This window comes from Halorientalis sp. IM1011 (assembly GCF_001989615.1).
GTDB lineage: Archaea > Halobacteriota > Halobacteria > Halobacteriales > Haloarculaceae > Halorientalis.
This window is the reverse complement of sequence record NZ_CP019067.1, coordinates 239,170-264,738: the sequence shown is the minus strand read 5'-3', so window position 1 is coordinate 264,738 and position 25,569 is coordinate 239,170. Positions and strand designations below refer to the sequence as shown.

The 25,569-nt window shown below is 67.6% G+C and carries 29 protein-coding genes; 21 read left to right on the top strand and 8 right to left on the bottom strand.

Translation table 11 applies throughout. The annotated features are described in order from the left end of the window. From BV210_RS01395 to BV210_RS01350, 10 genes are all read left to right on the top strand, one after another. Positions 1 to 633 carry a DUF2391 domain-containing protein gene (locus tag BV210_RS01395; RefSeq protein ID WP_253741581.1) on the top strand — a complete coding sequence of 211 codons (633 nt, stop codon included), beginning with the start codon at positions 1 to 3 and terminating at the stop codon, positions 631 to 633. A gap of 87 nt (positions 634 to 720) precedes the next feature. Continuing rightward, the gene (locus tag BV210_RS01390; protein ID WP_077204914.1) at positions 721 to 900 is read left to right on the top strand and encodes an HVO_2753 family zinc finger protein; all 180 of its coding nucleotides are present in this window, start codon (positions 721 to 723) and stop codon (positions 898 to 900) included. A gap of 39 nt (positions 901 to 939) precedes the next feature. After that, positions 940 to 1,206 carry an elongation factor 1-beta gene (locus BV210_RS01385; RefSeq protein WP_077204913.1) on the top strand — a complete coding sequence of 89 codons (267 nt, stop codon included), beginning with the start codon at positions 940 to 942 and terminating at the stop codon, positions 1,204 to 1,206. Positions 1,207 to 1,419: 213 nt separating this feature from the next. Continuing rightward, on the top strand, positions 1,420 to 3,699 hold the full coding sequence (locus tag BV210_RS01380) for a methyl-accepting chemotaxis protein (protein ID WP_077204912.1): 2,280 nt from the start codon (positions 1,420 to 1,422) through the stop codon (positions 3,697 to 3,699). Positions 3,700 to 3,884: 185 nt separating this feature from the next. Next, a complete protein-coding gene (locus BV210_RS01375; protein WP_077204911.1) occupies positions 3,885 to 4,175 on the top strand; it encodes a 50S ribosomal protein L21e in 291 nt (96 codons plus the stop codon). Further along, positions 4,172 to 4,528, top strand: coding sequence for an RNA polymerase Rpb4 family protein (locus BV210_RS01370; RefSeq protein ID WP_077204910.1), 357 nt, complete (start codon positions 4,172 to 4,174; stop codon positions 4,526 to 4,528). The genes BV210_RS01375 and BV210_RS01370 overlap by 4 nt, the downstream gene beginning before the upstream one ends. Before the next feature lie 49 nt (positions 4,529 to 4,577). Next, the gene (locus BV210_RS01365; protein WP_077207926.1) at positions 4,578 to 5,174 is read left to right on the top strand and encodes a DUF655 domain-containing protein; all 597 of its coding nucleotides are present in this window, start codon (positions 4,578 to 4,580) and stop codon (positions 5,172 to 5,174) included. 34 nt (positions 5,175 to 5,208) lie between these two features. After that, complete coding sequence (locus BV210_RS01360) at positions 5,209 to 6,081, top strand: 16S ribosomal RNA methyltransferase A (protein WP_077204909.1); 873 nt, start codon at positions 5,209 to 5,211, stop codon at positions 6,079 to 6,081. Further along, positions 6,078 to 7,298 carry a mechanosensitive ion channel family protein gene (locus BV210_RS01355; RefSeq protein WP_077204908.1) on the top strand — a complete coding sequence of 407 codons (1,221 nt, stop codon included), beginning with the start codon at positions 6,078 to 6,080 and terminating at the stop codon, positions 7,296 to 7,298. Before BV210_RS01360 ends, BV210_RS01355 begins: the two co-directional genes overlap by 4 nt. Next, positions 7,295 to 7,876, top strand: a complete 582-nt coding sequence (locus BV210_RS01350; RefSeq protein ID WP_077204907.1) for a HemK2/MTQ2 family protein methyltransferase — start codon at positions 7,295 to 7,297, stop codon at positions 7,874 to 7,876. The genes BV210_RS01355 and BV210_RS01350 overlap by 4 nt, the downstream gene beginning before the upstream one ends. A gap of 72 nt (positions 7,877 to 7,948) precedes the next feature. Here BV210_RS01350 and BV210_RS01345 read toward each other — a convergent pair whose 3' ends face one another. Then, the gene (locus BV210_RS01345; RefSeq protein WP_077204906.1) at positions 7,949 to 8,149 is read right to left on the bottom strand and encodes a hypothetical protein; all 201 of its coding nucleotides are present in this window, start codon (positions 8,147 to 8,149) and stop codon (positions 7,949 to 7,951) included. 272 nt (positions 8,150 to 8,421) lie between these two features. Here BV210_RS01345 and BV210_RS01340 point away from each other — a divergent pair, with 272 nt between their 5' ends. From BV210_RS01340 to BV210_RS01325, 4 genes are all read left to right on the top strand, one after another. Then, positions 8,422 to 9,417 carry a 5-methyltetrahydropteroyltriglutamate--homocysteine methyltransferase gene (locus tag BV210_RS01340; protein WP_077204905.1) on the top strand — a complete coding sequence of 332 codons (996 nt, stop codon included), beginning with the start codon at positions 8,422 to 8,424 and terminating at the stop codon, positions 9,415 to 9,417. After that, positions 9,414 to 10,478 carry a methionine synthase gene (locus tag BV210_RS01335; RefSeq protein WP_077204904.1) on the top strand — a complete coding sequence of 355 codons (1,065 nt, stop codon included), beginning with the start codon at positions 9,414 to 9,416 and terminating at the stop codon, positions 10,476 to 10,478. Before BV210_RS01340 ends, BV210_RS01335 begins: the two co-directional genes overlap by 4 nt. A gap of 54 nt (positions 10,479 to 10,532) precedes the next feature. Further along, on the top strand, positions 10,533 to 12,326 hold the full coding sequence (locus BV210_RS01330; RefSeq protein ID WP_077204903.1) for a glycosyltransferase family 39 protein: 1,794 nt from the start codon (positions 10,533 to 10,535) through the stop codon (positions 12,324 to 12,326). 101 nt (positions 12,327 to 12,427) lie between these two features. Continuing rightward, complete coding sequence (locus tag BV210_RS01325; RefSeq protein ID WP_077204902.1) at positions 12,428 to 12,814, top strand: hypothetical protein; 387 nt, start codon at positions 12,428 to 12,430, stop codon at positions 12,812 to 12,814. Between the two features lie 18 nt (positions 12,815 to 12,832). Here the strand turns inward: BV210_RS01325 and BV210_RS01320 are convergent, their stop codons facing one another. Together BV210_RS01320 and BV210_RS01315 are read right to left on the bottom strand one after the other, a co-directional pair. Beyond that, a complete protein-coding gene (locus BV210_RS01320) occupies positions 12,833 to 13,867 on the bottom strand; it encodes a lysylphosphatidylglycerol synthase transmembrane domain-containing protein (RefSeq protein WP_077204901.1) in 1,035 nt (344 codons plus the stop codon). A gap of 1 nt (position 13,868) precedes the next feature. After that, positions 13,869 to 14,762 (bottom strand): polysaccharide deacetylase family protein, encoded by an 894-nt coding sequence (locus BV210_RS01315; protein ID WP_077204900.1) that lies wholly within the window; start codon positions 14,760 to 14,762, stop codon positions 13,869 to 13,871. A gap of 230 nt (positions 14,763 to 14,992) precedes the next feature. Between BV210_RS01315 and BV210_RS01310 the strand changes: the two genes are divergently transcribed. From BV210_RS01310 to BV210_RS01300, 3 genes are all read left to right on the top strand, one after another. Then, positions 14,993 to 16,537 carry an alkaline phosphatase family protein gene (locus tag BV210_RS01310; RefSeq protein ID WP_077204899.1) on the top strand — a complete coding sequence of 515 codons (1,545 nt, stop codon included), beginning with the start codon at positions 14,993 to 14,995 and terminating at the stop codon, positions 16,535 to 16,537. A 63-nt stretch (positions 16,538 to 16,600) separates the two neighbouring features. Next, a complete protein-coding gene (locus BV210_RS01305) occupies positions 16,601 to 17,557 on the top strand; it encodes a ribose 1,5-bisphosphate isomerase (RefSeq protein ID WP_077204898.1) in 957 nt (318 codons plus the stop codon). Between the two features lie 10 nt (positions 17,558 to 17,567). Next, on the top strand, positions 17,568 to 18,452 hold the full coding sequence (locus BV210_RS01300; RefSeq protein WP_077204897.1) for a carbohydrate kinase family protein: 885 nt from the start codon (positions 17,568 to 17,570) through the stop codon (positions 18,450 to 18,452). Between the two features lies 1 nt (position 18,453). On the opposite strand, the gene rbcL is transcribed toward BV210_RS01300, so the two are convergent. Beyond that, positions 18,454 to 19,701: a type III ribulose-bisphosphate carboxylase gene (gene rbcL, locus BV210_RS01295; RefSeq protein ID WP_077204896.1), complete on the bottom strand. Its 1,248-nt coding sequence runs from the start codon at positions 19,699 to 19,701 to the stop codon at positions 18,454 to 18,456. A gap of 119 nt (positions 19,702 to 19,820) precedes the next feature. Here rbcL and BV210_RS01290 point away from each other — a divergent pair, with 119 nt between their 5' ends. Next, positions 19,821 to 20,063 (top strand): hypothetical protein, encoded by a 243-nt coding sequence (locus BV210_RS01290; protein ID WP_157525748.1) that lies wholly within the window; start codon positions 19,821 to 19,823, stop codon positions 20,061 to 20,063. Positions 20,064 to 20,145: 82 nt separating this feature from the next. Continuing rightward, positions 20,146 to 20,757 carry a hypothetical protein gene (locus tag BV210_RS01285; protein WP_077204894.1) on the top strand — a complete coding sequence of 204 codons (612 nt, stop codon included), beginning with the start codon at positions 20,146 to 20,148 and terminating at the stop codon, positions 20,755 to 20,757. A 50-nt stretch (positions 20,758 to 20,807) separates the two neighbouring features. Here BV210_RS01285 and ndk read toward each other — a convergent pair whose 3' ends face one another. The 4 genes from ndk to rpl7ae are packed head-to-tail and all read right to left on the bottom strand — an operon-like array spanning position 20,808 to position 22,352. Continuing rightward, positions 20,808 to 21,281 (bottom strand): nucleoside-diphosphate kinase, encoded by a 474-nt coding sequence (gene ndk / locus BV210_RS01280; protein WP_077204893.1) that lies wholly within the window; start codon positions 21,279 to 21,281, stop codon positions 20,808 to 20,810. Next, complete coding sequence (locus BV210_RS01275) at positions 21,282 to 21,749, bottom strand: 50S ribosomal protein L24e (RefSeq protein ID WP_077204892.1); 468 nt, start codon at positions 21,747 to 21,749, stop codon at positions 21,282 to 21,284. Then, positions 21,749 to 21,979 (bottom strand): 30S ribosomal protein S28e, encoded by a 231-nt coding sequence (locus BV210_RS01270; protein ID WP_077204891.1) that lies wholly within the window; start codon positions 21,977 to 21,979, stop codon positions 21,749 to 21,751. The genes BV210_RS01275 and BV210_RS01270 overlap by 1 nt, the downstream gene beginning before the upstream one ends. 10 nt (positions 21,980 to 21,989) lie before the next feature. Further along, positions 21,990 to 22,352 carry a 50S ribosomal protein L7Ae gene (rpl7ae, locus tag BV210_RS01265; protein ID WP_077204890.1) on the bottom strand — a complete coding sequence of 121 codons (363 nt, stop codon included), beginning with the start codon at positions 22,350 to 22,352 and terminating at the stop codon, positions 21,990 to 21,992. Positions 22,353 to 22,659: 307 nt separating this feature from the next. Between rpl7ae and tmcA the strand changes: the two genes are divergently transcribed. Together tmcA and BV210_RS01255 are read left to right on the top strand one after the other, a co-directional pair. Continuing rightward, positions 22,660 to 24,906, top strand: coding sequence for a tRNA(Met) cytidine acetyltransferase TmcA (gene tmcA, locus BV210_RS01260; protein ID WP_077204889.1), 2,247 nt, complete (start codon positions 22,660 to 22,662; stop codon positions 24,904 to 24,906). After that, positions 24,903 to 25,415 carry a DUF456 domain-containing protein gene (locus BV210_RS01255; RefSeq protein WP_077204888.1) on the top strand — a complete coding sequence of 171 codons (513 nt, stop codon included), beginning with the start codon at positions 24,903 to 24,905 and terminating at the stop codon, positions 25,413 to 25,415. Before tmcA ends, BV210_RS01255 begins: the two co-directional genes overlap by 4 nt. Positions 25,416 to 25,569: the final 154 nt, after the last annotated feature.

Below are 25,569 nucleotides of genomic sequence, written 5' to 3'. Positions count from 1 at the left end.
ATGGCCGACCGCGCTGGCGAGGACCTCGACGAGTTCGACGCCGACGAGCGTCGCCGATCCCGAAGCGATCGGGAGGGTGATGGGGACGAGGAGCCGCCGACGTTGGGCGACCTGCTCGACGAACTCGGCGAGTACGAGGAGTCTCTGACCGATCAGGCCCGCCGCGAGCGGATCCGGGACATCATCGAGACCGCGACCGAGGTCGAAGAGCCCGCCGTGTTCGGGCGGACCATCGTCGGCTTCGACCGCGCGGACCTCATGGAGGCGATGCTCGGCGCGCTCCTCTTCGGCATCCCGATGATGGTCGAGGGCGGCACCCAGGAGGTCGGCGCGTTCGTCGCCACCCATCCCCTCTATCTCGTCGGCACGCTCGCCTTCGCCGTCGCGACCACTGTGGGCATCCTCTACGTCGCGGAGTTCCAGGACGTTCGGATCTACAGGCCGATCCTGGGGTTCATCCCGCGACGGCTGCTGGGCGTCGTGGGGGTCGCGCTCGTCCTGTCGCTGGTGATGAGTACCGCCTGGGGCCGCGTGGACTGGGCGGACCCGTGGCTGGCGTTCTGTACCTGCGTCGTCGCGTTCGTCCCGATGGTCATCGGCGCGGCGCTGGGCGATATCCTGCCGGGGTCGTGATCGGCGAGTTCCGCCGTCCGGATCGGCCACGGTCCCCACCCGCGCCTTTTGTTAAGGGTTATATGTCGGGCTGTCCTCGCCGTAGGTATGAGCGACACTCAGCAAAAGCGGAAACAGAAGTGTATCTCCTGCGGGATCAACATCTCGGGGACGAACGCGGCCGCGTTCAAGTGCCCCGACTGCGGCCACCAGATCTACCGGTGTGCCAAGTGCCGCAAGCAGAGCAACCTCTATAAGTGCCCGGACTGCGGGTTCACCGGACCCTGAATCGCAACGGCAATCAACCCCCTGCCGCAATCTACTACCATGGGAAAAGTCGCAGCCAAGATCAAGGTAATGCCGCAGAGCCCGGACGTCGACCTGGACGCCCTCCAGGAGCGTCTCGAACAGTCCCTCCCGGAGGGAGCCAAGATCAACGGATTCGAGCGTGACGACGTGGCTTTCGGCCTCGTCGCGCTGTTCCCGACCGTCGTCGTCCCCGACGACTCCGGCGGCACCGACGCCGTCGAGGAGTCCTTCGCCGACGTCGAAGGCGTCGAGTCGATCGAAGTCGACTCGGTCGGCCGCCTCTAACTGCCACTGCCGCTTTCGTTGCCCCGGCCCGGAACCGCCGCTATACCTCGGTAGCTACGTCTCCACCGTGCCGTTCTCGGCATCGATACTGTTCTCGTGTACCTCCGAGGGAGTATCGGTCCCTGAAGTCGGATGCACGCCTCACTACGTAGATTATCAGGCCGAATAATGGGGGACGAATCCTTATGATAGTCGCTGGAGGAGCGGCGAGGTATGGATCTGGGACTCGCGCGGTTCCTGCCGAACAGCGTCCGCCGGACGTACATCCGGCAGTTCGTCTTCACAGTCACGGTGATTCTCCTGTTGCTGGCGGTGGCGCTGATCGGCGTCGTCGGCGTGCTCGGCGACACCGAACGCCAGACGGTGTACGATCGACTCGAAACGGATACCGACCGGAACAGCGGTGAAGTCGAGGGCTGGTTGACTCAGTACCGGACGACGGCCCGCACTGTGTCGACCTCCCGTGCGCTCGCGGCCGACCCCGGCCCGGCGCTACAGCGCGCGCTCAACGACACCGAGACGGGATTAGCCGACGAAGTGAGCGCGGTCCACTACGTCGACCTCACCCGGGGATCGGTCGTCGGGAGTACAGCCGACATCGAGACGGCGAGCAGGCGCATCCCCTGGATCACCAGACAGAGCTACGGTCTCGCCGGTACGGACGACGTGTACCTGTCCCAGTCGTATCTCGTCGACGGGCAGCGCTACGTCGCGTTCGTCAGTCCGGTTCCGGACGAGAACCGGTCGGTCGCGGTCGAAGTCGCAGTGAGTGATTCCTTCGACTTCCAGACGCAGGTCAACGGCTCGTCCGCGGTCGTGATGGACGGCAACGGCTTCATACTGTACGATAGCAACCAGTCCGGGACGTCCCTCTACACCGATGTCGGTGAGGAACGGATTCTCACGGAGACGGTCGCCGAAGGGGAGATCTTCGAGGCTAACGGGACGGTGTTGAGCTACACGCAGGTGCCGGGGACCGAGCTGATCGTGTTGCTGCGGGCACCCCAGTCCGCCTACGCTGTCGGCTGGGACTCGCTCCAGTATCTCGTGCTCATCTTCGGGATGGTCGCCGCGAGCCTGCTCTTGCTCGGCCTGCTGATCGTCCGCCCGACCGCGACGTCGATCAACCGGCTCGTCGACCGGGCGAACGCGATCGAGAACGGCGACCTCGACGTATCGATGGAGACGAACCGGAACGACGAGATCGGGACGCTGTTCGAATCGTTCGCGAGCATGCGCGACTCGCTCGCCGCCCGGATCGACGAGATCGAAACCGCCCGCGAGGAAGCGCGCGCCGACGCCGAGGCCGCACGCGAGGAGGCCGAAGCGGCCCGCCGGGAGGCCGAGGAGTTCACCGAACACCTGGAGGCGACCGCCGACGAGTACGGTTCGGTGATCCGGGCCTGTGCCGACGGGGACCTCACCCGCCGGCTCGATCCCGACGAGGAGAGTTCGGCGATGGCCGAGATCGCCCGGGCGTTCAACGAGACGATGAGCGAACTGGAGACGACGGTCGCTCGCGTCCGGGCCTTCGCCGACGAGGTCGCCGAGTCGACGACCCGCGCCGTCGAGGCCACGGAGTCCTCCCGGGAACGCAGCCGGACCGTCTCCGAGAACGTCCAGGGGATCGCCGAGGACGCCGTCGACCAGAACCGGCAACTCGGTAGCGTCACCGACGAGATGAACGACCTCAGCGCGACTGTCGAGGAGGTCGCGGCGACCGCCGACACCGTGGCCGAACTCGCGACCGAGACGGAGGCCGCGGCCGCGGAGGGGGCCGAGGCGGCCAGCGAGGCCACCGCGGAGATGACGGCCATCGAGGCGGCCACGGAGGAGACCGTCGCGGACGTGCGGGCGCTGGACGACGAGGTCGAGCGCGTGGCCGAGATCGTCGATCTGATCGACGACATCGCCGAACAGACGAACGTGCTGGCGCTGAACGCCTCCATCGAGGCGGCCCACGCCGACGGCGACGGCGACGGGTTCGCCGTCGTCGCCGACGAGGTGAAGGAACTCGCCGAGCAGACCCGCGAGGCCACCCAGGAGATCGATCACCTCCTGTCGGAACTGTCCGACCAGACCCGCGAGGCGGTCGCCGACATGGAAGGCATGCGGGACGACGTGGAGAGCGGCGTCGAGACGACCCAGGGCGCGCTCGACGCGCTCGAAGACATCGCGGACAAGGTCGAACACACGACCGACGGCGTCCGTGAGATCAGCGAGGCGACCGACGATCAGGCGGCCTCCGCACAGGAGGTCGTCACGATGACCGACCAGGCCACCGACGTCAGCGAACGAACCGCCGACCGCGCCGGCGAGGTGGCCGATACCGCCACGACACAGGCCGATCAGCTGGAGTCGGTGGCCGGAACCGCCCGAACCATCGCCGATCAGGCCGACGACCTCCGCTCGCTGATGGACGAGTTCACCGTCGACGCGACCGACGTGACGGTCGACGCCGCCGACCCGGACGTGGCGAGTTCCGACGATTGACTGGAGGCCGACCGCAGGGAGGCCTCCGAACGGGCGAACGGGGAGCGCGAGGTCCTCGACCTCGAATCGAACGGACGCAGTCCGTGAGATCGTCGCGACCCGTGAGCTGCGCGGGGCGCCGCCGCGGCCCCGACGGCGTCGGAACGCACGATTTATAAGCCCGACCACACAACCGACAGCCACGAATGCCCAATTCGCACGGTCCACTGAAGAAGACGCGCCACAAGCTGAAAAACGACCCCCGCGATCGGGGGACTTCGCCGCCCCAGCGCTCGATTCAGGAGTTCGAGGAGGGCCAGAAGGTCCACCTCAAGATCGACCCCTCGGTCAACGACGGGCGGTTCCACCCGCGATTCAACGGGTACACCGGAACGGTCGACGGCAAGCAGGGTGAGGCCTACAAGGTCCTGATCGAGGATCAGGGCAAAGAGAAGACGATCATCGTCAAGCCCGCCCACATCTCCGCTCAGGAATGACGATCTTCAAGGAGAAGGTCGGCGAGGAGTACCTGACGCTCGCCGAGACCAAGGAGATCCTCGAGACGCTCGAACTCGAGCGCGCCGAAGACGAGGATCGGGAGATGCGCTACGAACTCGCGCGGGCCATCGAGCACGTCAACCGGTTCGCGACGCTCGACCCCGAGGAGTCCCAGGAGTTCGTCGACGAACTGCTGGACCTCGAGAAGGTCGACGAGGCGACCGCCTACAAGATCGCCAACACGACGCCACGGGACCGCGACGAGTTGCGTGCCATCTACGCCCAGGAGCGATTCTCCCTCTCGGGCGACGAACTCGACGACATCCTCGACGTCGTCGCGAAGTACGTCTAACCGCTCGTCGGCTGGGGCTTTTATGTATCCCGTCGCCGTATCGGATCCCATGAGCGATTCCGAGAGCGGCGACCCGGCCGCCGACACCGAGCGCGAGACGGGTGTCGTCCTCGATTACCTTCCCCACGGTCGTACGGAGGACGACCGCCCACAGTACGAGAAGTCGCCGCTCGCGTACGTCCTGACCGAATCCGACTTCGAGCTCTTCGAACTCCGGATCGACGACGACGCCGGCGTCCAGATCGGGGACCGCGTCCCCGTCGAGCGCGGCGACGACAGCCCGGTCGAGCGCATTCGCCGCATCGAGTACGAGGATCTGCCCAGTGGCGCGCGCTCGGAACTGGAGTACGTCGTCGAGGAAATCGTCACCACCAACGAACAGCGGTTCGTCGACTTCTACAACGACGCCCAGCCGATCACGCTGCGGCTCCACCAGCTGAACCTGCTGCCGGGGATCGGCAAGAAGCTCCGCAACAACATCTTAGACGAGCGCGACCGCCGCCCCTTCCAGAACTTCGAGGATCTGGAGGCGCGCGTCAACGGCCTCCACAACCCCAGAGAAGTGCTCGTCGAACGCGTCCTCGAGGAGATGCGCGAGGACGACCTGAAGTACCGGACGTTCGTCGGGGCCGACGACCAGGACTGACACGTTTTTGGTCGGCGAGGTTCTGGATCCGCCAATGACTGGTGGCCACGCCGACGACGCGCCGACGACTGGCAGCCGCGATCCCGACGCCCTCCTCGCCCGTGCCGGCGTGCGCGGCGACCCCGGCCGGGACCAGCACTTCCTCGTCGACGACCGCGTTCTCGACCGACTCCCGGACTACGCCACCGAGATCGACGCCGACACGAGTCACGTCCTCGAGATCGGCGGCGGGACGGGCGCCCTCACCGATCGCCTGCTCGCCGTCGCCGACCGGGTGACCGTGATCGAACGCGACCCCGACCTGGCCGCCTTCCTCCGGACGGAGTTCGCCGCCGAGATCGACGCCGACCGGCTGACCGTGATCGAAGGCGACGCGCTCGACGTCGCCCTCCCCGAGTTCACCCTCTCGGTCTCGAACCTGCCCTACGGCGTCTCCAGCGAGATCGCCTTCCGGCTGCTCCCTCGCGACCGCCCGCTAATCCTGATGTTCCAGCGGGAGTTCGCCGAGCGGATGGCCGCCGAGCCCGCCACCGACGAGTACGGCCGGCTCTCGGTGACGGCCGGTCACTACGCCGACGTGGAGGTCGTCGAGACGGTCCCGAAGGAGGCGTTCTCGCCGCCACCGGCCGTCGAGAGCGCCGTCGTCCGCGCGCGGCCGCGCGATCCGGACTACACGGTTCCGGACGACGACTTCTTCCTCGATTTCGTCACGGCGGTGTTCACCCAGCGCCGGAAGACGATGCGTAACGCGGTCCGGAACACGGCGCACATCTCCGGGCTGGACGAGCCCGACGCGGTCGTGGACGCGGCCGAAGAGGAACTGATGGGTCGGCGGGCAGGCAAAGTCACGCCCGCGGAGTTCGCCGAACTGGCGCGGCTGGCGTGGGAGGTGGGTGATCCGACGTGACGGTCCTGCTGATCGACGGGATGCAGAGCGCCTTCGCCTCGCGGACGAGCCGACTGCTGGCGAGTCTCGCCGTGTTGCTGGCGCTCGCGGTCGTCGGGGTCGCGATACGGCGAGCGGGGCCGTGGCTCGAATCGCGATTCTCGGCCGACGACTCGGAGGCGATCCAGTCGATCACGTTCAGTCTGGTGGCCGCGCTGGCGAGTGCGTTTCTGGTGATCATCTGGCACGCCGTCGACGACGTCGAAGACAGTTTCCAGACGGTCAGGATCGGCCCGGAACAGGGGGTGCTCGCGCTCGTCGGCGTGCTCACGCTGATCGTCGCGTACACGATCACCCGGGTCAGCAAGGGGTTGCTCGAAACCCGAGGTGGTGACGTCCTCACGGCCCACCGGAGTGAGATAATCCACCACCTGATCCAGCTCGCGGTCTACGCCTTCGCGGCGGTGTTCATCATGTCACTGGCGGGCGTCAACCCGACCGATCTGCTCGTGGGGGCCGGTGTCATCGGGCTCGTCGTCGGGCTCGCTGCCCGCCAGACGCTGGGCGCGGTGCTCGCCGGGTTCGTCCTCATCTTCGCCCGTCCGTTCGAGGTGGGCGACTGGATCGTCGTCGAGGACCGCGAGGGCGTCGTCACCGACGTGTCTCTGTTCAACACCCGGTTGCGGACCTACGACGACGAACACGTCCTGATTCCCAACGACGAGGTGACCGCGACTCAGGTCGTCAACCGCTCGAAGTCCGGTCGGCTCCGGGTCTCCGTCGACGTTGGGGTCGACTACGAGGCCGACGTGACCCGCGCAGCCGAGGTCGCGGAACGGGCCATGCGGGACTGCGAGGCCGACCCGCTACTCTCCCACCCCGAACCCGTCGTCGTCGGCAAGCAGTTCGGGGACTCCGCGGTCGTGCTGGAGTGTCGGTTCTGGATCTCGGATCCGAGCGCGCCCCGGAAGTGGGAGACACAGACCGCCGTCATCGACGCCATCAAGGGGGCCTTCGCCGAGGACGGCATCAAGATTCCGTTCCCCCAGCGGGAACTGCTCGGCCGCGAGGAAGCCGGCGGCCTCCGGCTCGCGGGCAACGGCGTCGAGGTGGCCACCGGCGACACGTCGAACGGGGATCGAACGGCCGAGAACGGGGCTGAAGGCGAGTCTGCTGGTGACCGTGACACTCCTGCCGACACCGACGGCGAGTCCGCGCCGGAGACAGAGGACCCATGACGGACCTCGCCGAACGCCGGGACCTCGATCAGGTGTATCAACCCGCCGAGGACTCCCGGCTGCTGGCCGAGACGGCAGCCGACCGCGTCGGGGACGGCGACCTCGTGCTCGACGTGGGCACCGGGAGCGGCTACGTCGCGAGCGTCGCCGCCGACGCCGGGGCCGACGTGGTCGGTGCCGACATCAACCCGCTGGCCTGCCGCGAGGCCCGCGAGAACGGCGTCCCGGTCGTGCAGGCGAACCTGACCGCCCCGTTCCACGAGGGAGTCTTCGACTTCGTACTGTTCAACCCGCCGTACCTGCCGACACCCCCCGAGGACGAACGCGACGACTGGATGGAGTACGCACTCTCGGGCGGCGAGGACGGTCGCGCGGTGATCGAACCGTTCCTCGACGACGTGGGTCGGGTCCTCGCGCCCGGCGGCGAGGTGTTGTTGCTGGTGTCGACGTTAACCGGTGACGACGCGGTCATCGACTACGCCGACACCCGGGGGTTCGACGCCACCGAAGTGGCGAGCGAGAAACACGCCTTCGAGCGTCTGCTCGTACTGGGGCTTCGACCCTCGACCGACGGCTGACCACTGGGCGAGTTCGGACGGTCAAAAAGGAGGCGTCCGCGTTCCGTGAATCCGGAACGCCGTCACCACGATCTACACGAGACCGAGTGACGTTAGCAGGTCGAGGAGTGCCTGGTTCACTTCCGCCGGCAAATACTCCACCGACAGTCCGACGAGCTCCCCGAGGATCTGATCGAACTTGCTGGTGTCTCCCCCTGACTGTGCCGCTGCTGTTCCAACCCCGAACACTCCCGCCAGGACGGCGAGGATCACTTTCGTGGCAACTCGTTTCATGCCACTACCCCCTACTGGAACCTGTGAGTTATAGTAGGCGAAGAGACACGTACCGCTGTCTCAACGAAGATTATTTCATACACTTCCTAGAGAAAATTACCGACTCGGATTGGAACGGTGGATGTGATAACTGGATGGGAGACCCGACCCCTCCATCAGCGCCGTGTGGGCGCGACGCTATTCGTCCGGGCTCACCGCGACCGTGTAAGATAACTCACATGCATCAAATGGATTAGCAAATATTAAAGGCCGTCATTTCGTAGGAGGGTGCAATGTCAGAGGTAGTTACGACGACGCCGGGGTTGTACCCCTTGCCCGACTGGGCGAAAGACGAGTTATCCGATCTGAAGGGCCATCAGAAGGCCGATCTGATCGACGGGACGGAGGGCGACGAGATCACGGACGCGTACGACCGCGTCCGGAGTGAGTACGTCGAGCATCAGCAGTCGGCCGGCCTCGACCGGATCGTCGAGGGTCAGGGCCGCTGGGACGACATGATCGCTCACCCGCTCGCGGTCGCCGACGCCGTCGAGACGCGCGGGATCGTCCGGTACTACGACAACAACAACTTCTACCGGGAGCCGGTCGTCACCGAGGACCTCGCCGCGACCGGCGACGTGGCCGCCGAACTCGACGCCGCGAGCGAACAGGTCGACTCCGGCCTGCAGGCGGTCCTCCCAGGTCCGTACTCGCTCGCCGACCTCGCGACCGACGAACACTACGGCGACGACGCCGCGTTCCTCGACGCGGTCGCCGACTTCCTGGCCGACGAGATCGCCGAGTTCCCCGACGTGGAGACGCTGTTCCTGCTCGAACCCTCGCTGGTCGAGAACCCGCCCGCTGACGGCGAGGACGAACGTGCCAGCGAGGCCATCGACGCGGTCGCCGACGCCGCCGACGCAGACGTGGTCGCCCACACCTACTGGGGCGCGCTGGACGAGAAAGTCTACGCCCACCTGATGGACGCCGACGTGGACGCCGTCGGCTTCGACTTCGTGGCCGACCACGAGGACAACCTCTACAACATCAGCGAGTACGGCACCAAAGACGACATCGCGCTCGGCCTCGTCGACGGCCAGAACACGCTGGTCGAAGAGCCCGAGACCATCGCCGAGCGTATCGAGTGGGTCGAGGACAACACGCCCAGCACGGACTTCGAGACGATCTACGCGACGATCAACACCGAGACGTTCTATCTGCCGGTCAACAAGTACGAGGCGAAACTCGATGCGCTGGCCGCCGTGAACGAAGAGGTGATCTCCGCATGACCGACAACCGCGAGCAGTTCCGTCCCGAGAACCACCCGAACGACCACTTCCTGCTGACGACGGTCGTCGGCAGTTACAAGAAACCCAAGTGGCTCGACCGCGCCCGCGAACTCCTCGAAGACGAGGACGCGAGTTTCGACGAGGACGACTGGGAAGAGGCCACCGACGACGCCGCCCGCCTCATCACGAAGGAACACGAGCGCACCGGGATGGACGCCGTCGTCGACGGCGAGATGCGCCGGAACGAGATGGTCGAGTACTTCGCCCACCTGATCGAGGGCTACGAGTTCAACGGCCGCGTGAAGGTCTGGGGTCACAACTACTTCGATAAACCCTCCGTCGTCGAGAACGTCGAGTACGGCCAGGAGTGGCTCGTCGACGAGTTCGAGTTCACCGACTCCGTCTCCGAGCGCCCGGTCAAGGTCCCGATCACCGGCCCCTACACCCTCGCCAGCTGGTCGTTCAACGAGGTCTACGACGACGACGAGGCGCTGGCCTACGACCTGGCCGACCTCGTCAACGAGGAGATCGAACGCCTCGTGGACGCCGGCGCGAAGTACATCCAGATCGACGAGCCGGCGCTGGCGACGACGCCCGACGACCACGCCATCGTCGGGAACTGTCTCGACCGGATCGTCGAGGACATCCCCGAGGACGTGCGCGTCGGCCTCCACGTCTGTTACGGCGACTACTCGCGCATCTACCCCGAGATGCTCGACTATCCCGTCGACGAGTACGATCTGGAACTCTGTAACGGCAACTACGAGCAACTCGACGTGTTCACCGAGCACGAGTTCACGAAAGACCTCGCGCTGGGCGTCGTGGACGTCCACGTCGCCGAGGTCGAACCCGTCGAGGAGATCAAGGAGAACATCAAGAAAGGGTTCGAGATCGTCCCGCCCGAGCAGTTGACGGTCTCGCCCGACTGCGGGCTGAAGCTCCTGCCCCGCGAGGTCGCCTACGGCAAGATGGAGAACATGGTCCAGGCCGCCCGCGAGGTCGAGGAAGAACTCGACGCCGGCGAGATCGACGTGGGCCTGGCCGCGCCGACGAGCGACTGACGACGAGCGAGCGACTCCGGTCAGTTTTTACCCCAGTCGCGGATTGGGTCCGGTATGGCACTGCGAGCCCTCCTCGCCCGTGTCCGTGCGCAGGTCGAAGACGATCTCCGCGCGGATCCGTACCTGCCCTACATCGTCTTGCTCGCCGGTGTGCTCTGTAGCTTCTGGTTCTGGCACCGTATCCCCAACTTCGCCACCAGAGACGAGAAGAGCCGCCTGCTGGACGCGATGGTCCCCATGGGCCGGATGCTCGCCGATCCGAGCATCGAGACGCTCCAGCGCAGCGTCGAGTGGAGCCGCGTCCCGTTCGGCCCCACACTCTACCTGTTCGGGCTGGCGCTGTTGCCCGTCCTGCTCGTCTCGGTGCTGACCGGCGATCTGAACGCGTTCACCGGGCTTGGATTTCCCCCCGATCCGGAGTTCGGCTACTACCCGGTCTGGCACGGGACGCCGGAGTGGATCTGGACGTGGAGTCTCGTCTTCGTTCGGCTGTTCAACGTGGCGTTCGCCGTCGGCGCGGTCTATCTGACCTACCGGCTCGGCACCGAACTCCGGGACCGTGCGACCGGTCGGCTGGCGGCCCTCGTCCTGACGCTCACCTTCGGCTTCCTCACGATCGCCCACGAGGGCGGGGAGGACATGCCCGCACTCTTTTTCCTCCTGCTCGCACTCGTCCTGCTCGTCCGATACGTCCGGGCCGGCGACGGAACCGCCTTCTTCGCGGCCAGTGCGGCTGGCGGGATCGCCATCGCGTTCAAACTGACCGCCGCCCCCATCGTCCCGCTGATCGGCGTCGGGTTCGTCCTGCGGGCCTGGGGGACCGACGGGCCGACGTTACGGGCGCTGTTCCGGCCGCGACTGGTCGTCGGCGGCGCGCTCCTCGGACTGGTCGCGATTCTGGCCGGCTACCCGACCTTCCTCGTCGGGAGCTTCGAACCCGTCTTCGAGCGACTGTTCGGCCAGTCGATGGAACGCGGGACCCGCGTCACCGGCCCGACCGCACCGGTCTGGTGGTGGTTCCTCCGCGGGTACTTCAGCGCACTCGGCCTGCCGCTGTTCGTCGCGGCGCTGGCCGGCGTCGTCGCCAGTCTCGCCGCCGTGCGCGACCGGGCGACGTACACGCCCGCCTACGCGCTGACGGTCCTCCCGCTCGTGACCTACCTCCTGTTGTTCTCGCGCTGGCACGACTTCCGGGTTCACCACCTGCTGCCGACCTTCCCGCTGATCGCGCTCCTGCTCGCGCTGTCGCTGATCCGGTTGCGCGAGTGGGATCGCTCCGTCGGGACGGTCGTGATCGCCCTCATGCTGGTGACGACGGGGATCTACGCGGGGGTCGGCGTCGGCGGCTACGCCTCGATGCCTCGCGACGAGGCGACCGATTGGCTCCAGGAGAACGCCGACGAGAACGCGACGATGGAGGTGTACCGCCGGGACTTCCACGACGCCGCCATCCCCCACGACATGCGGATCAACCACCTGTTCGGGCCCGAAAGCGACGCCGAGGAGGCCGCCATCGACGACTGCCCCGAGTACATCCAGCTCGGGTACCGGGACCTGCTCTACCTGAAAAACGGGACGTACTACCGCAACGGGAAGGAACAACAGCAGTACTTCCGAGAACTCCTCTCTGGCGAGTACAGCTACCGGATCGTCGCGGAGTTCGGGCCGCGACCGCCGAACTTCGTCCCCGACCGACCGACGCCGGGGTCGCTGACCGACCTGTTCCACGTCGGGCTGGTTCCCCAGACCGACCAGTACGCCGACGAGCAGGAACTCGCGGAGAACCAGTACACGGTGATCCTCCAGCGGGACAGCGCCTGTGGCTACGGTCGATTCCCCCCGTTCTAGAAGTGCGGTACGGTTCGGGCAATCGATCTACCCGATCCCGCTACCGATCAGCCGGCACCCGGAAATCGAACTTTTCCGTCCGTTCGTGGTGCGTTCCGCGTATGTCCGCTCCGTCGTCCGCGACCGAAGGCGCGCAACCCCTGTTCGAACTACCGTCGAACCCCGTCGCGTACGTCGCCGTGTTCGCGGCGCTCCTGACGGGGGTGATCCACCTCGTTCTCGCGCCGCAGGTGGTCGGGTTCGATCCGACGACCGCGCTCCTGTTCGCGCTGAACGGCCTCGGATTCCTCGGCGGCCTCGTCCTGTTCGTGAGCCGCTACTGGCGACGCGAACTCTACCTCGTCGCGGCCGTCTACGCGCTGGTGACGGTGGTCGCCTACGTCGTGATGAGCGGCCCCGTCAATCCCCTCTCGATCGCCGCGAAGGCCGCGGAACTCGTGCTCGTGCTGGTTTCTCTGTACCTGTATCGCGCTACGCCGAAGAGGTGATGCAGAGGGGACCCACTGCTAGGCTTCCTGGTCCGGGGCGAGCGACGATACGTCGACTTTCAGCGAGGGGTACCAGCCCGCGACGGCGGGGAGGTAGGTGCCGAGGAAGCGGTCGATCAGGACGACGGTGACGATCACGTCGCCGGGGACACCCAGCGCGACGAACACGGCCGTCGCGGTCGCCTCCGTGACCCCGACCCCACCCGGCGTGAGCGGGAGCAGCGTGACGCTGTAGGCCGCCACGAGAACGAGCGGGAGCAAGACGGCGGGCTCGAAGCCCGACCCGAAGCCCCACAGCAGGAGCAGGACGCGCAGGCCGGGCGCGAGCACCAGTGCACCGAGCCAGCCTACGCCGTACTGGAGCCAGACCCGCGGATCGGTCGTCAGCCGCCGGAACGAGTCGGTCGATTCGGTCGTGTACTCCGTGATGTTGTGCAGACGTTCGGCTATCCGACCGCCGACCCGGGGAACGCGAGCGACGAGGCCGGCGAACCCCTCGATGAGCCGATCCAGGAATTCGAGGTTCATCCCGGCGAGCAACACGAACCCGCCGGCGGCGACGTAGAGGGCGGTCGACATCCCGACCAGCGCGAGCAGGCCCCAGGGGAGCCGTCCGAAGACGAAGCCCACGCCGACCAGTGCGACGAGACCGTAGTACACAGCGTAAATTCCGGTGTGGACGCCCGCCACGGCCGTCGCGTCGGCGTAGCCGATCCCGGTCTGGCTCCGGATGACGAAGGGCGCTGCGACCCGCCCGGAGAGCCGGGAGGGGAGCAACTGGTTGACGAACTTCACGATCAGATCGGCGCTGGCGGCCTCGCGGTAGCGAACCGCCCCGAACGGTCGGCTCACGACGTACCAGGTGTAAAACCGCGCCAGCAGGCCGGCGACGCTCACGGCCAGCACGGCCAGAATCGTCGCCGCGTCCAGGTTCCCGAGCAGATTCAGGACGTTCGCGATGTCGATCTGCGTGAGTAGCCACGCGAGCGCCGCCAGCCCGACCGCGTACTGCAGGATCGTGACCGCGATCCCGCGACGGGTGCGCCCGGACACGCTACCGTCCCTCCGGCCAGCTCTCGGCCCCACCGGCTCCACGTGCTGTCTCGGCCGGATCGACCGGATCGGTCGCGATGGCGTCGGCGACGACCGATCGGGCAGTCACGAACTCGAAGGGCTGTTCGAGAATGCGTTCGACCGCCCGCCGCATCCACTCGCCGGTGTGGTAGTAGACGCGACTCGGAACGCCCTCGACGGCCGGGAGGTCGACCAGTTCCCACGGGTGGACGTACAGTACCGGCGTAATTCCTCTGCGGGCGAGCAGTTTCATCCCGAGGATCGTGTAGCGCGGGCCGAAAAACCGGATCCAGGTCCCCGTCAGCGGGAGGCGCAGGCCCGGCATGACGCTCACGGGCAACTCCGCGAGTTCCTCGGGAGCGTCAGGGTCGACTTCGGTGGCGGGTGCGGGCCGGTGAAGGTCGAACTCGCCGCCGTACCAGCCCGGAATCGCCCGACTCGAAACGATGCTCGAGTCGTACCGGTAGCCGGCCTCACCCAGCGCTTCGAACTGGTTCGGGCCGATGTCGAACGAGGGTGCGCGAAACCCCGTCACCGGCTCGGCGGTGGTTCGTTCCAGTATCTCCTTCGAGCGGCCGATCTCCTCGCGGCAGTCGGCCGGCGACAGTTCGGAGAGATGGCGGTGCGTGTGCGTGTGCGACCCGATCTCGAAGCCGGTGTCGGCCAGCGCGGTCACGGCGTCGGGAAACTCCTCGGCCACCTCGGAGACGACGAAACAGGTCGCCGTCGCGTCGTGGGCGGCCAGCGTCTCCCGGAGGAACTCGCCACCCTCCAGCCCGACGCCAGTCTCGTCGGTCTCGCCGGCCGCGGATCGGTAGGCCGGCGTCTGGGAGAACAGCTCGAAGTCGATCGAGAGGACGGCGCGGTCGCTCATCGGCCCACCTCCGACGGCCGAAGCTTGGACTGCATGGACGAACCGCTCGCTGGTGAGGGGGAGGGGCGGCCGCGCGTACCGGCGGGACGGGCGACGGAAGGCACTGGTGAAGTGGCCCGGGTCGGCTCACTTCAAGCTGTCGTTGTGGCGGTTGCGGGGTGATCTCGGCCGTCTCGGGTTGCCAGCCGCGGACGGAAAGACATAGTTGCGTCCGTGTCGTCGACTCGGGCATGACACGGACGTTCGTCGTGGGCCTCGACGGGGCGAGCTGGCGGTTGCTCGACCCCTGGATCGAGGCCGGCGACCTCCCGAACCTCGCCGCCCTCCGCGAGGAATCGGCCTGGGCCGAGCACCGGAGTTGCCTGCCGCCCGTCACCTTCCCCAACTGGAAGTGCTACTCCTCGGGGAAGGACCCCGGCGGATTCGGCGTCTTCTGGTTCGAGCGGGTCGACCTCGACGAGGGGGTCATCGAGGTCGTCAACGGCGGCGACTACGACACCGCCGAACTCTGGGACTACCTCAACGACGACGGTCAGAGCACGGGCGTCGTCAACATGCCGACGATGTATCCACCCCGCGAGATCGACGGCCCCGTCGTCGCCGGCGGCCCCGACGCCGTCGAGGGTGAGTACCGCTCGATCGACTCGGGCTACACCACTCCCGAGTCGCTGGCCGCCGACCTCGAAGATCGGTTCGACTATCGGGTTCACCCCGACCCCCTCCTCTCGTCGAACGAGGAACGCGGCGCGGAAGTCGACGCCATCCTCGAGCTACTGGACAAGCGCTTCGAGGTCGCTCTCTCGCTGTTTCAGGAAGAAGAGCTCGACTTCATGCACGTGACGCTCTTCTATCTGAACGTCATCCACCACTTCTTCTGGGACGAAGAGCCCAGCAAGCGCGCCTGGGAACTCGTCGACGAGTGGCTCGGCCGACTGGACGATCTGGAGGATACCAACCTCGTCATTATGTCCGACCACGGCTCGGCGGCCACCCAGACGGAGTTCTACGTCAACGAGTGGCTGGCCGAGAACGACTACCAGACCCGCACCCAGACCGTCGACGGCCTCCTCAAGCGGGTCGGCATCGACCGAGAGACCGTCCTCTCGGCCGCCAAACGCGTCGGCGCCGTCGACTTCCTCGCGAAGGTCGTCCCCGAACGGATCCAGGAGCTGGTGCCCCAGAGCGCAGGGCTGAAACGCTCCCGGAAGCTGGAGGCTATCGAACTCGACGAGACGAAGGCCGTCGCCAGCGCGCAGGGACCGATCTACCTCAACCCCGACTTCGATACCGAGTCGGTCCGGGAAGAACTGATGGCCGACCTCGCCACCGTCGAGGACGAACACGGTCGGATCTTCACCGACGTCTACCGCGGCGAGGAGGTCTACGAGGGGCCATACGTCGACGAAGCGCCAGAAATTGTCGTCGACCAGCGCCCGGGCGTTCACGTCAACGACGGCGTCGGTGGCGGCGTGATCCAGACCGGCCCGGACCGCTGGGCTGCCGAGAACACCCCCAACGGCATCTTCGTCGCGTCGGGGCCGGACTTCGAGGAGGCGGGCGAGATGGACGACATCAGCATCCTCGACATCGCACCCACAGTGCTGGTCGCCAGCGGCTGTGACGTGCCCGAGGATATGACCGGCGAGGTGCTGGACATCTTCGCCGACGACCGCGACTGGGAGCGCAGGGAGCCGATCACGCTCGCCGATGAGGACGACAGCCGCGACGACGCCGAGGTCACCGAACGCCTCCAGCAGTTGGGCTACATGGAGTGAGATTACTGAAACGGGGGCCCTGCGCCCGGTCACTTTTTACTGCCGCCCTCGTAGTTCCGTGTCATGGACGGAGAGGTTGCCCCGGCGGTCGAAGCCGTCGCCGCCGACATCGCCGACATGGAGATTCGTGGGGCGGCGACCATCGCCCGCGCCGCGGCTGGCGCGCTGGCCACGCAGGCCAAAGCGAGCGACGCCGACTCCCCCGACCGATTCCGCGCTGACATGCACGCGGCCGCAGGCGTTCTCTACGACACCCGCCCCACCGCCGTCTCCTTGCCCAACGCCCTGCGCTTCGTCTTCCAGAGCATGGACGGGACGACCGTCGAGTCGCTCCGGCAGTCCGCCGTCGACGCCGCCGAGCGGTTTCAGTCCCAACTCGAACGCGCTCAGGACGACCTCGGCGAAATCGGGGCCAACCGCCTGCGCGACGGGGATACGGTGATGACCCACTGCCACTCGACGGACGCGCTGGCCTGTATCGAGGCCGCGCTCGAGCAGGGCAAGGAGCTATCGGCGGTCGTCAAGGAGACGCGACCGCGAAATCAGGGGCACATCACCGCCGAGCAACTTCGGGAGTGGGACGTACCGGTGACGCTGATCGTCGACGGCGCCGCCCGCCGGTACCTCGACGAGGTCGATCACGTGCTCGTGGGAGCCGACGCCGTCGCCGCCGACGGCTCGGTCATCAACAAGATCGGCACCAGTGGGCTCGCGGTGTCGGCCCGCGAGCGCGGCGTCCCGATCATGACCGCGGCCCAGACGATCAAGCTCCACCCGGGCACGCTGACGGGCCACACCGTCGAGATCGAGATGCGCGACGAAGCGGAAGTGATCGACGACGAGACCCGCGCGGATATCGGCGAGATCACCGTCGAGAACCCGGCCTTCGACGTGACGCCGCCCCGCTACATGGACGCCATCGTCACCGAGCGCGGCCAGTTCCCGCCCGAGAGTATCGTCACGCTGATGCGAGAGTTGTTCGGCGAGGCCTCCGCGCGACCGTGGGAGGGGCCGGCGTGAGAGGTGAACCGTGGCGCGCGTGATCTGTGCCGGGCACGTCAACTGGGACGTGACCCTCTCGGTCGACCGACTGCCCGTCGCCGACGGCGAGGCGACGATCACCGGCCAGACCCACGCCTGTGGCGGGAGCGCCTGCAACGTCGCGACCGGACTGACTGCGCTCGGGGACGAGGCAGCGATCCTCGGCAGCGTCGGCGACGACGAACACGGCACCCGCGCGGTCCGGAATCTCGAATCGGCCGGGGTCGACTGCGATCCGCTCGTGGTCACGGACGGCGAGACCGCGGTCAAGTACCTGGTCGTCGACCCCGACGGTGAGGTGGCGATCCTCGGCAACGACGGGGGAAACGAGGCGTTCGCGGCCGACGATCTTGACGAAGCGGACATCGCGGCCGCCGACCACCTCCACCTGACGAGTCAGGACCCCGAGACCGCCGCCGCGCTGGCCGACCGCGCCCACGACCACGGCCTCCGGGTGAGTTTCGACCCGGGACGACGGATCGACGCCCGGGACTTCGCGGCCCCGCTCGCCCGCGCCGATCTGGTGTTCGTCAACGAACGCGAGGCGGCGACGGCCATCGAGGATCACTTCGGCCCGGCCGACGACCTGGAGAAAACCGTCGTACTCAAACACGGATCTGGAGGCGCAGAAGTGCTGACGCCCTGCGGGCACTATGCCAGCCACCACGGGTTCTCGATCGAGGTCGTCGATACGACCGGTGCTGGCGACGCCTTCGCCGCCGGCTTCCTCTCTACCTGGCTCGACGGCGGGGCAGAGCCGGACTTCGACCGCTGTCTGGCCGTCGGCAACGCCTGTGGTGCCCTGGCCGCGGCCGAGCGCGGACCGCACGCCCCACTGTCACGGGACCGGGTAGCAAGCCTACTCGACGACTGACTCACCGCGGCGTCTCGGTTCCCCACATCTCGATGGCAGTCGCGAGTTCCGGCACGTCCTCGGCCTTCGACTCGATGTTCTCGCCGGAAGCGGCGGCGTCGACCGCCGCCCGGAGCGCTTTCGCGCCAGCGTGGGTGCCGTCGGGGTGGCCGTGGACGCCGCCGCCGGCCTGCACGCAGACGTTGGTTCCCACCCGGTCGATCAGTTCCGGAACGAGCCCGGGGTGGAGGCCGCCCGACGCGACCGGGAGGACGTCGTGCAGGCCGTACAGATCGGAATAGAGCCACTCGTTGATCCCCGTGGTGTCCTCGTTTTCGAGTTTCCCCAGGTCGGCGGTACCGGTGTGCAACTGGTCGGCACCGCAGAGCCGGGCGACCTGTGCGATGACGCGCATCGATACCCCGTGGTCGGGAATCCGGTCGAAGGCGGCGTGCATCGCGCGGTGGGCGTGGATGGCGAGGCCGTGCTCCTCGCAGCGCTCGCGAACCCGCTGGACGGCCGCCCAGCCACAGGTCACCACGTCGACCATGACGTACTCGCCGCCGTGTTCGGCCACCATGTCGACCCGTTCGAGCATCCGCCGGGTGTCGGCCGTGACGTTCACGAGGTAGGACTTCCGCTCGCCGGTTTCGTCCTCGGCGCGGTCGCGCTGGGCGAGCGACTCCGTGAGCCGGTCCCCGAAGGGGTTGAAATCCTGACTCGTGAGGTTCTCGTCGTCCTTGAGCAGGTCGAGCCCGCCGGTCCAGGCCTCGTAGCCGATCTGTGCGTGCTGATCGGTCGACAGTCCGACCTTCGGTTTGGGCACCGTCGCCGTGATCGGGCGGTCGCCCGCATCGAAGATCTCCTCGCGGACGCCGGTTCCGAACTGCGGTCCGGGGAAGGAGGTGGCCAGCGGTTCGGGCCAGTCACAGTCCAGCAGGCGGATGCGCTCGACGGCTTTCATGCCCATGATGTTGCCGGCGATACACGAGAGGACCTGGGCCATGTTGCCATCCTCGAACAGCGCGTCGGGGTAGGCCACCGTGACCCGATTATCGTCGATAGCACAGGCCGTCGCCGAGAGGTCGGTGATCGACCCCTCGACCTGGAGTTCGGCCCACGTGCCGTTGGAACTCTCGGAGGCGACGCGGCCGGCCGCGTCGTCCATGTCCATGTCGCTCGCGGGTTCGACGGCGAAGGTACAGATCAGATCCGAATCGCGGGGTTCGTAGCCGAGGTCGAGGAAGTCCTCGTAGTTGATGCCGGGCATGTCCCGACATTCGTGGGCACGGGACATAAACGCCGGGTAGCGGCCGCCGGGTCGCGATCTCGAAGTGTTGTCGGGAGCCGAAACGTGTAAGACGCCGGTTGGCGGAAAATGCACGTACGATGACTACCGCGCCCGCGGGCCGCGTCTCGCGCATGCTCGATCAGATCGACGACCCGGAGCGGGCCACCCTGTTGCGCGGACTCTGGCAGGCCTACCGCCTCGGCCGGCGCGTGGCCCGCACCTACCGCGTGTTCCTCTCGCTCGTCGAACGACTCCTCTCGACGTTCGCGGTGGCCGTTATCGCTCTCGTCGAGGCGTCGATGGATATCTTCGCCGGCGCGAACACGACCAGTAGCGCCTAAGATCGTCCGGATCATCGTCCTGTCGGGCGGATATCCGGCGTAAACGACTTTTCGATTCGCCCACTACGTTCTCGAACACGCGATGATGGCGACCACTCACGGGTTCCTCGGGGCCGCCCTCGCGAGCGTGACCGTGTTCTTCGCCCCCGAGGTAGCCCCGGCCGCGGTGGCCGCTGGCTTTCTCGGTGGTTTCCTGCCGGACCTCGATATGGTCTTCGAGCACCGCCGAACCTTCCACTTCCCCGTTCTCGCCCCGGTCGGTGCCGCCGCCGTCGTCGCCGCGGCGGCCGCCGTCCCCTCGCCGACGACGATCACACTCGCCGCGTTCGCCGTCGGCTTCGGCGTCCACGCCACGACCGACATCCTCGGCGGCAGCACCGAACCTCGTCCGTGGCGGCGCGAGTCCGACGAGGCCGTCTTCGACCACGTCCGGGGCCGCTGGCTGCGCGCCCGCCGTGTGATCCGCTACGACGGCGCACCCGAGGACCTCGCCGTCGCGACCGTCGCCAGCCTCCCGATGCTCGCGCTCGGGTCGAGGACGACCCGGGCGGTGGCAGTGGCCGCCCTCGCCGTCTCGGCCGGCTACGTCCTGCTCCGCAAACGGCTCTGGGACATCGCCGCCGTCATCCGACGGACTGCCCCGGAACCGATCGTCAGGCTCCTGCCGGTCGACGAGTGGCCCGACGACAACTGACGCTGTTCGACCGTGAAAATAGGGAAAATGCGACGGGATTCGTCGGTCGCTTACGCGTCCTCGTACACCCACTCGGCGTCCGATTTCTCCCAGTCGACCAGTTCCTCCTCGTCGAAGAACAGGTCGATCTCCCGCTCGTTCGCGCCGGAATCCTCGTGGTCGGAGCCGTGGATGACGTTCTGCCCGAGGTCCAGGCCGAGGTCGCCCCGGATGGTGCCCGGTGCGGCCTCGGCGGGGTCGGTCGTTCCCATCATCTGGCGGACCTGCCGGGTGGCGTCAGCGCCCTCCCAGACCATGGCCATCACCGGACCGGAGGTGATGAACTCGACCAGGCCGTCGAAGAAGGGCTTGTCCTCGTGTTCACCGTAGTGCTCGTGGGCGAGTTCCTCGTCGATCTGCATGAACTTCGCACCGGCGAGCTTCAGGCCGCGCTCTTCGAGACGGCCGATGATCTCGCCGATCAGGCCGCGCTGGACGCCGTCGGGCTTGACCATCACGAACGTGCGCTCGTCGTGATGACTCATTTACGCCTCGGCCTCCTCTTCTTCCGCGTCTTCGTCCTCTTCGTCGCTCGCGTCCTCGTCGACGGCCTCGGCGGAGTCGGCGTCCGCGTCGGCGGCCGCCTCGTCGGCACCCTCACCCTCGGGGCCGGGCGTGGCCTCGGACTCGGCGTCTTCGAGGTCGGGGGCTGCGCCCGTGTCCTCGACGACGTCGGCCTCGGTCGCGGCCGGGTCTTCGGGTTCGGCTTCGGATTCTTCCTCGGCTTCGGGTTCCTCGTCGGGTTCGTCGGCCGTCTCGGCGGCGCGCTTGCCGCCGGCGGCACGGCCGGCCTCGGTCCAGCCCACGTCGCGGGCCTCGCGGCCGAGGTCGGCGTTCTTCTCGCACTTCGAGGAGCAGAACATGACGGTCGACCCGTCGTTCTGCACGAACATGGTGCCCGTGCCGGGTTCGATGTCGTCGCCACAGAAGTCACATTCGCGGGTTCGTGGCATTATTGTCCTCCGATCTGGTCGGCCTCGCGGGCCGTCTCCCGGAGCTGTAGCACGTCGCCCTCGCGCACCGGGCCGAGGACGTTCCGGGTGATGATGCGGCCCTGGTTCTCGCCCTCGCGGATGCGACACTTGACCTGCATGGCCTCCCCGTGCATCCCGGTTCGGCCGACGACCTCGATGACCTCCGCGGGCGTCGAGCCGCCGTCGTCTTCAGTTTCTTCTGCGCTCATATCGAGTCACCTACTGGAGGTCCTCGAGTTTCTCTGCGATGTCGTCGACGTCGCCGCTGGCGTCGCCGGCCGTGACGATGGCCGCCGCGGCACTGCCGACTTCCAGTCCGGCTGCGTGACCCACGTCGGACTGGGACTCGACGAACAGATAGGGAACGTCCTTCTCGTCGGCCAGCTCGGGGAGATGCATGACGATCTCCTCGGGCTGAACGTCTTCGGCGATGAACACGAGGTCCGCGTTCCCTCGCTCGACTGCTTTGGTCGTCTCGTTTGTCCCTTTCTTTACAACTCCTGTGTCCCGTGCGACCTCGAGCGCCTCGAGGGCGTCCTCTGCGAGGTCGGCTGGGACGTCGAAATCGACGTATACTGACATTGGTAATCACCTCCCGCGCGTGGGCTCGCGCTCCCCCGCCTGAGAGTCGGCCGATCGTCCGTGCCGGCCGACGGTAAAGTCCTGAGAGGCTAGGAGCATCATCAACCCCGCGCAGGCTGTACCCTTCATTGGCTATCCCCTGCTAAAAGCGCTTTCGATGCCGCCACAACCGTGTCAGCCGTCCACATGTGATTTCTGGGCCGGTTGGTTCGGCCGGGCCCTGCTCACGACCGACGACAGTCCCTCGATGCGCTCGCGGACCCCCGAGACCGCCAGACCCAAGCCCGCGGCTCGTCGATGAGGCTGTATGATCGACGGCGTCGTCCGCCGGTTACGTGAGCAAGCCCGCGAGACGGACGAGCGCCGGCTGCTCGTCCTCGCGGGGGAGCCGGACGGGACGCGCCGCACCGCGGCCGACGCGCTCGACGCCGCGGGAATCGACCGATCCGACGCGACCCTCGTCGGTCCCGACCCCGCCCTCGACTGCGAACACCTCCTGCCCGAGCGCTCCGCGGAACTGCTCGGCACCACCCGTGACGCCGTCGTCCTCGACCTGCACGCGGCCTGTCGCCCCAACGCGATCGGTCGGGCCGTCGGCGTCGTGGACGGTGGCGGTCTCCTGATCCTGCTGACCCCACCGCTCGACGACTGGCCCGACCGCCGCGACGGGTTCGACGAGGGACTCGCGGTTCCGCCCGCCGACCTGTCCGCCGTCACCGGGAACTTCCGCCACCGGCTGGTCGAGACGCTCCGGGCACACCCCGGGATCGCCATCGTCGACGTCGGCGCCGAGCGAGTCGAACGCGACGGGCTGACCGATCCCGCGCCGGTGCGGGCTGGTGGCGGGCTCTCCGTGCCCGACGGACGCACGTTCCCCGATGCCGTCTACGAAGCTTGCCTGACGGACGATCAGGCGACGGCCGTGAACGAACTCGAACGCCTCCGCGACGAGGGGGCGGCCGTCGTGGTCGAGGCCGACCGCGGGCGCGGGAAATCCAGCGCCGCGGGACTGGCCGCCGGGGCGCTCGCGCTCGCCGGCCGAGACGTGCTGGTCGCAGCCCCGACCTATCGCAACGCTGCGGAAGTCCTCGCACGTGCCCGCGAGCGCCTCGCTGGCGCAGACGCCCTCGTCTCCGTCGACGACCCGGAGACGCCCCACGACCTGCGGGCCACCGACGGCCGGATTCGGTTCCGGCGAGCGGCCGACTGCGCCGACGGGGACGGCCTGCCCGGCGACCCGGACGCCGTGATCGTCGACGAGGCCGCAGCCCTCCCGGTCCACGTCCTCGAGTCGTTCCTCGACGCGCCGGCAGTCGCGTTCACCACCACCGTCCACGGCTACGAGGGCGCAGGCCGAGGTTTCTCCGTGCGGTTCCGGGACCGCCTCGACGAGAGCCACCACGAGGTGATCGAGGTCCGCATGGCCGAACCGATCCGCTACGCGGCGGGCGATCCAGTAGAGGTGTGGGCCTTCCGGGCGCTGTTGCTGGACGCCCGGCCGCCGGTCGATCCCCTCGTGGATGACGCACGACCCGAGACCGTGACGTACGAGGCCATAGATGCTGCCGGCTTGCTGGCCGACGAACACCTGTTGCGGGAGGTGTTCGGACTGCTCGTGCTCGCCCACTACCGGACCGAACCCGACGATCTGGCGCGGTTGCTGGACGCCCCGAACGTTGCGGTCCGCGCGCTCGTCCACGACGGCCACGTCGTCTCCGTCGCGCTGCTGGCTCGCGAGGGCGGGCTCGACGCCGGGACGCGCGCGGACATGTACGACGGCGGCCGGATCCGCGGGAACATGCTCCCGGACGTGCTGACGACCCAGCTCCGCGACGAGTCCGCCGGCGTCCCGGTCGGCTACCGCGTCCTCCGCATCGCGACCCACCACGCGGCCCGGTCGCGTGGCCTCGGGTCGCGCCTCCTCGACGAGATCCGCGCGGAGTTCGCCACAACTGCCGACTGGCTCGGCGTCGGCTACGGCGCGACCCCGGAACTGCTCTCCTTCTGGGCCGCCAACGGCTATCGATCCGTACATCTCTCGACGACCCGCAACGACGAGAGCGGCGAGTATTCCGCACTCATGCTCGACCCCACGAGTGAGGCGGGGACCGATCTGTTCGAACGTCACGCCGACCAGTTCGTCGCGCGCGTCGGCGACGTGCTGGCGGACCCGCTCGCCGACCTCGATCCGGACGTGGCGCGAGCGACGCTCTCGGCGCTGGACCGGGACGGCGACCCCGACCTCGACGACTGGGAGTGGCGACACGTCGCGAGCGCGGCCTTCGGCCCCGGCCTGTTCGACATGGCCCCTGGGTCCTACCGCCGGCTGGTGGTCGCGTACTTCGTCGGGGATACCGAACTGGACCTCACGGCCCGCGAGGAGCGACTGCTGGTCGTGAAACCTCTGCAGGGACGCCCGTGGGACGAAGTAGCGGCCGATCTCAACTATCACTCGACGGCGCAGGCGATGCGTGCGCTCGGCGACGCGCTGGAACCGCTCGTCGACGCGTTCGGCTCGGACGCGGCACACACGGAGGCCGATCGATACAGATGACTGGACCTGTCCTCACGACCGTTCTCGGCACCGACCTCGTGGTATGGCTCGCAGTCGGACTGGCGCTGGCCGGCGTCGTCGGATCACTCGTCCCGCTGGTTCCCGGCGCCCTCCTCTCACTGGGGGGCGTCTACCTCTACTGGTGGTCGACGGGCTACGTCGATCCCGGCCTGCTCGTGCTGGGCGCGCTGACGCTGCTGGGGCTGCTGATCGTCGTCATCGACTGGTTCGCCGGTGCGGTGTCGGCGAAAGTCAGCGGGGCCGGGAACCTGACGACGGTCATCGCAGGGGTGGCAGGCTTCCTCCTCTTTTTCGTCGCCGGTCCGTTCGGTATCCTCGCCGGCGTCGCCAGCGTCGTCTTCCTGTCGGAACTGCAACGCACCGGCGACACCGGTTCCAGCGCGCGCACGGCCGTCTACACGACCGTCGGGATGCTCGCCAGCACCGTGGCGCAGTTCCTGCTGACGACGTTGCTCGTCCTCGGGTTCCTGCTCGCCGTGTTGATCTAATCGAGTGAACGAAGTGGGCGGGCGCCAACGGTCACGCATGGCCACCTGTTCGGAGGCCGATTGCGAGGCGGCGGCCGCCGTCGAGTTACACATTCCCTGGGCGGATAACCGACTGGTGTGTGCCGGTCACGCCCGGGTCTGGGCGCAGAAAGAC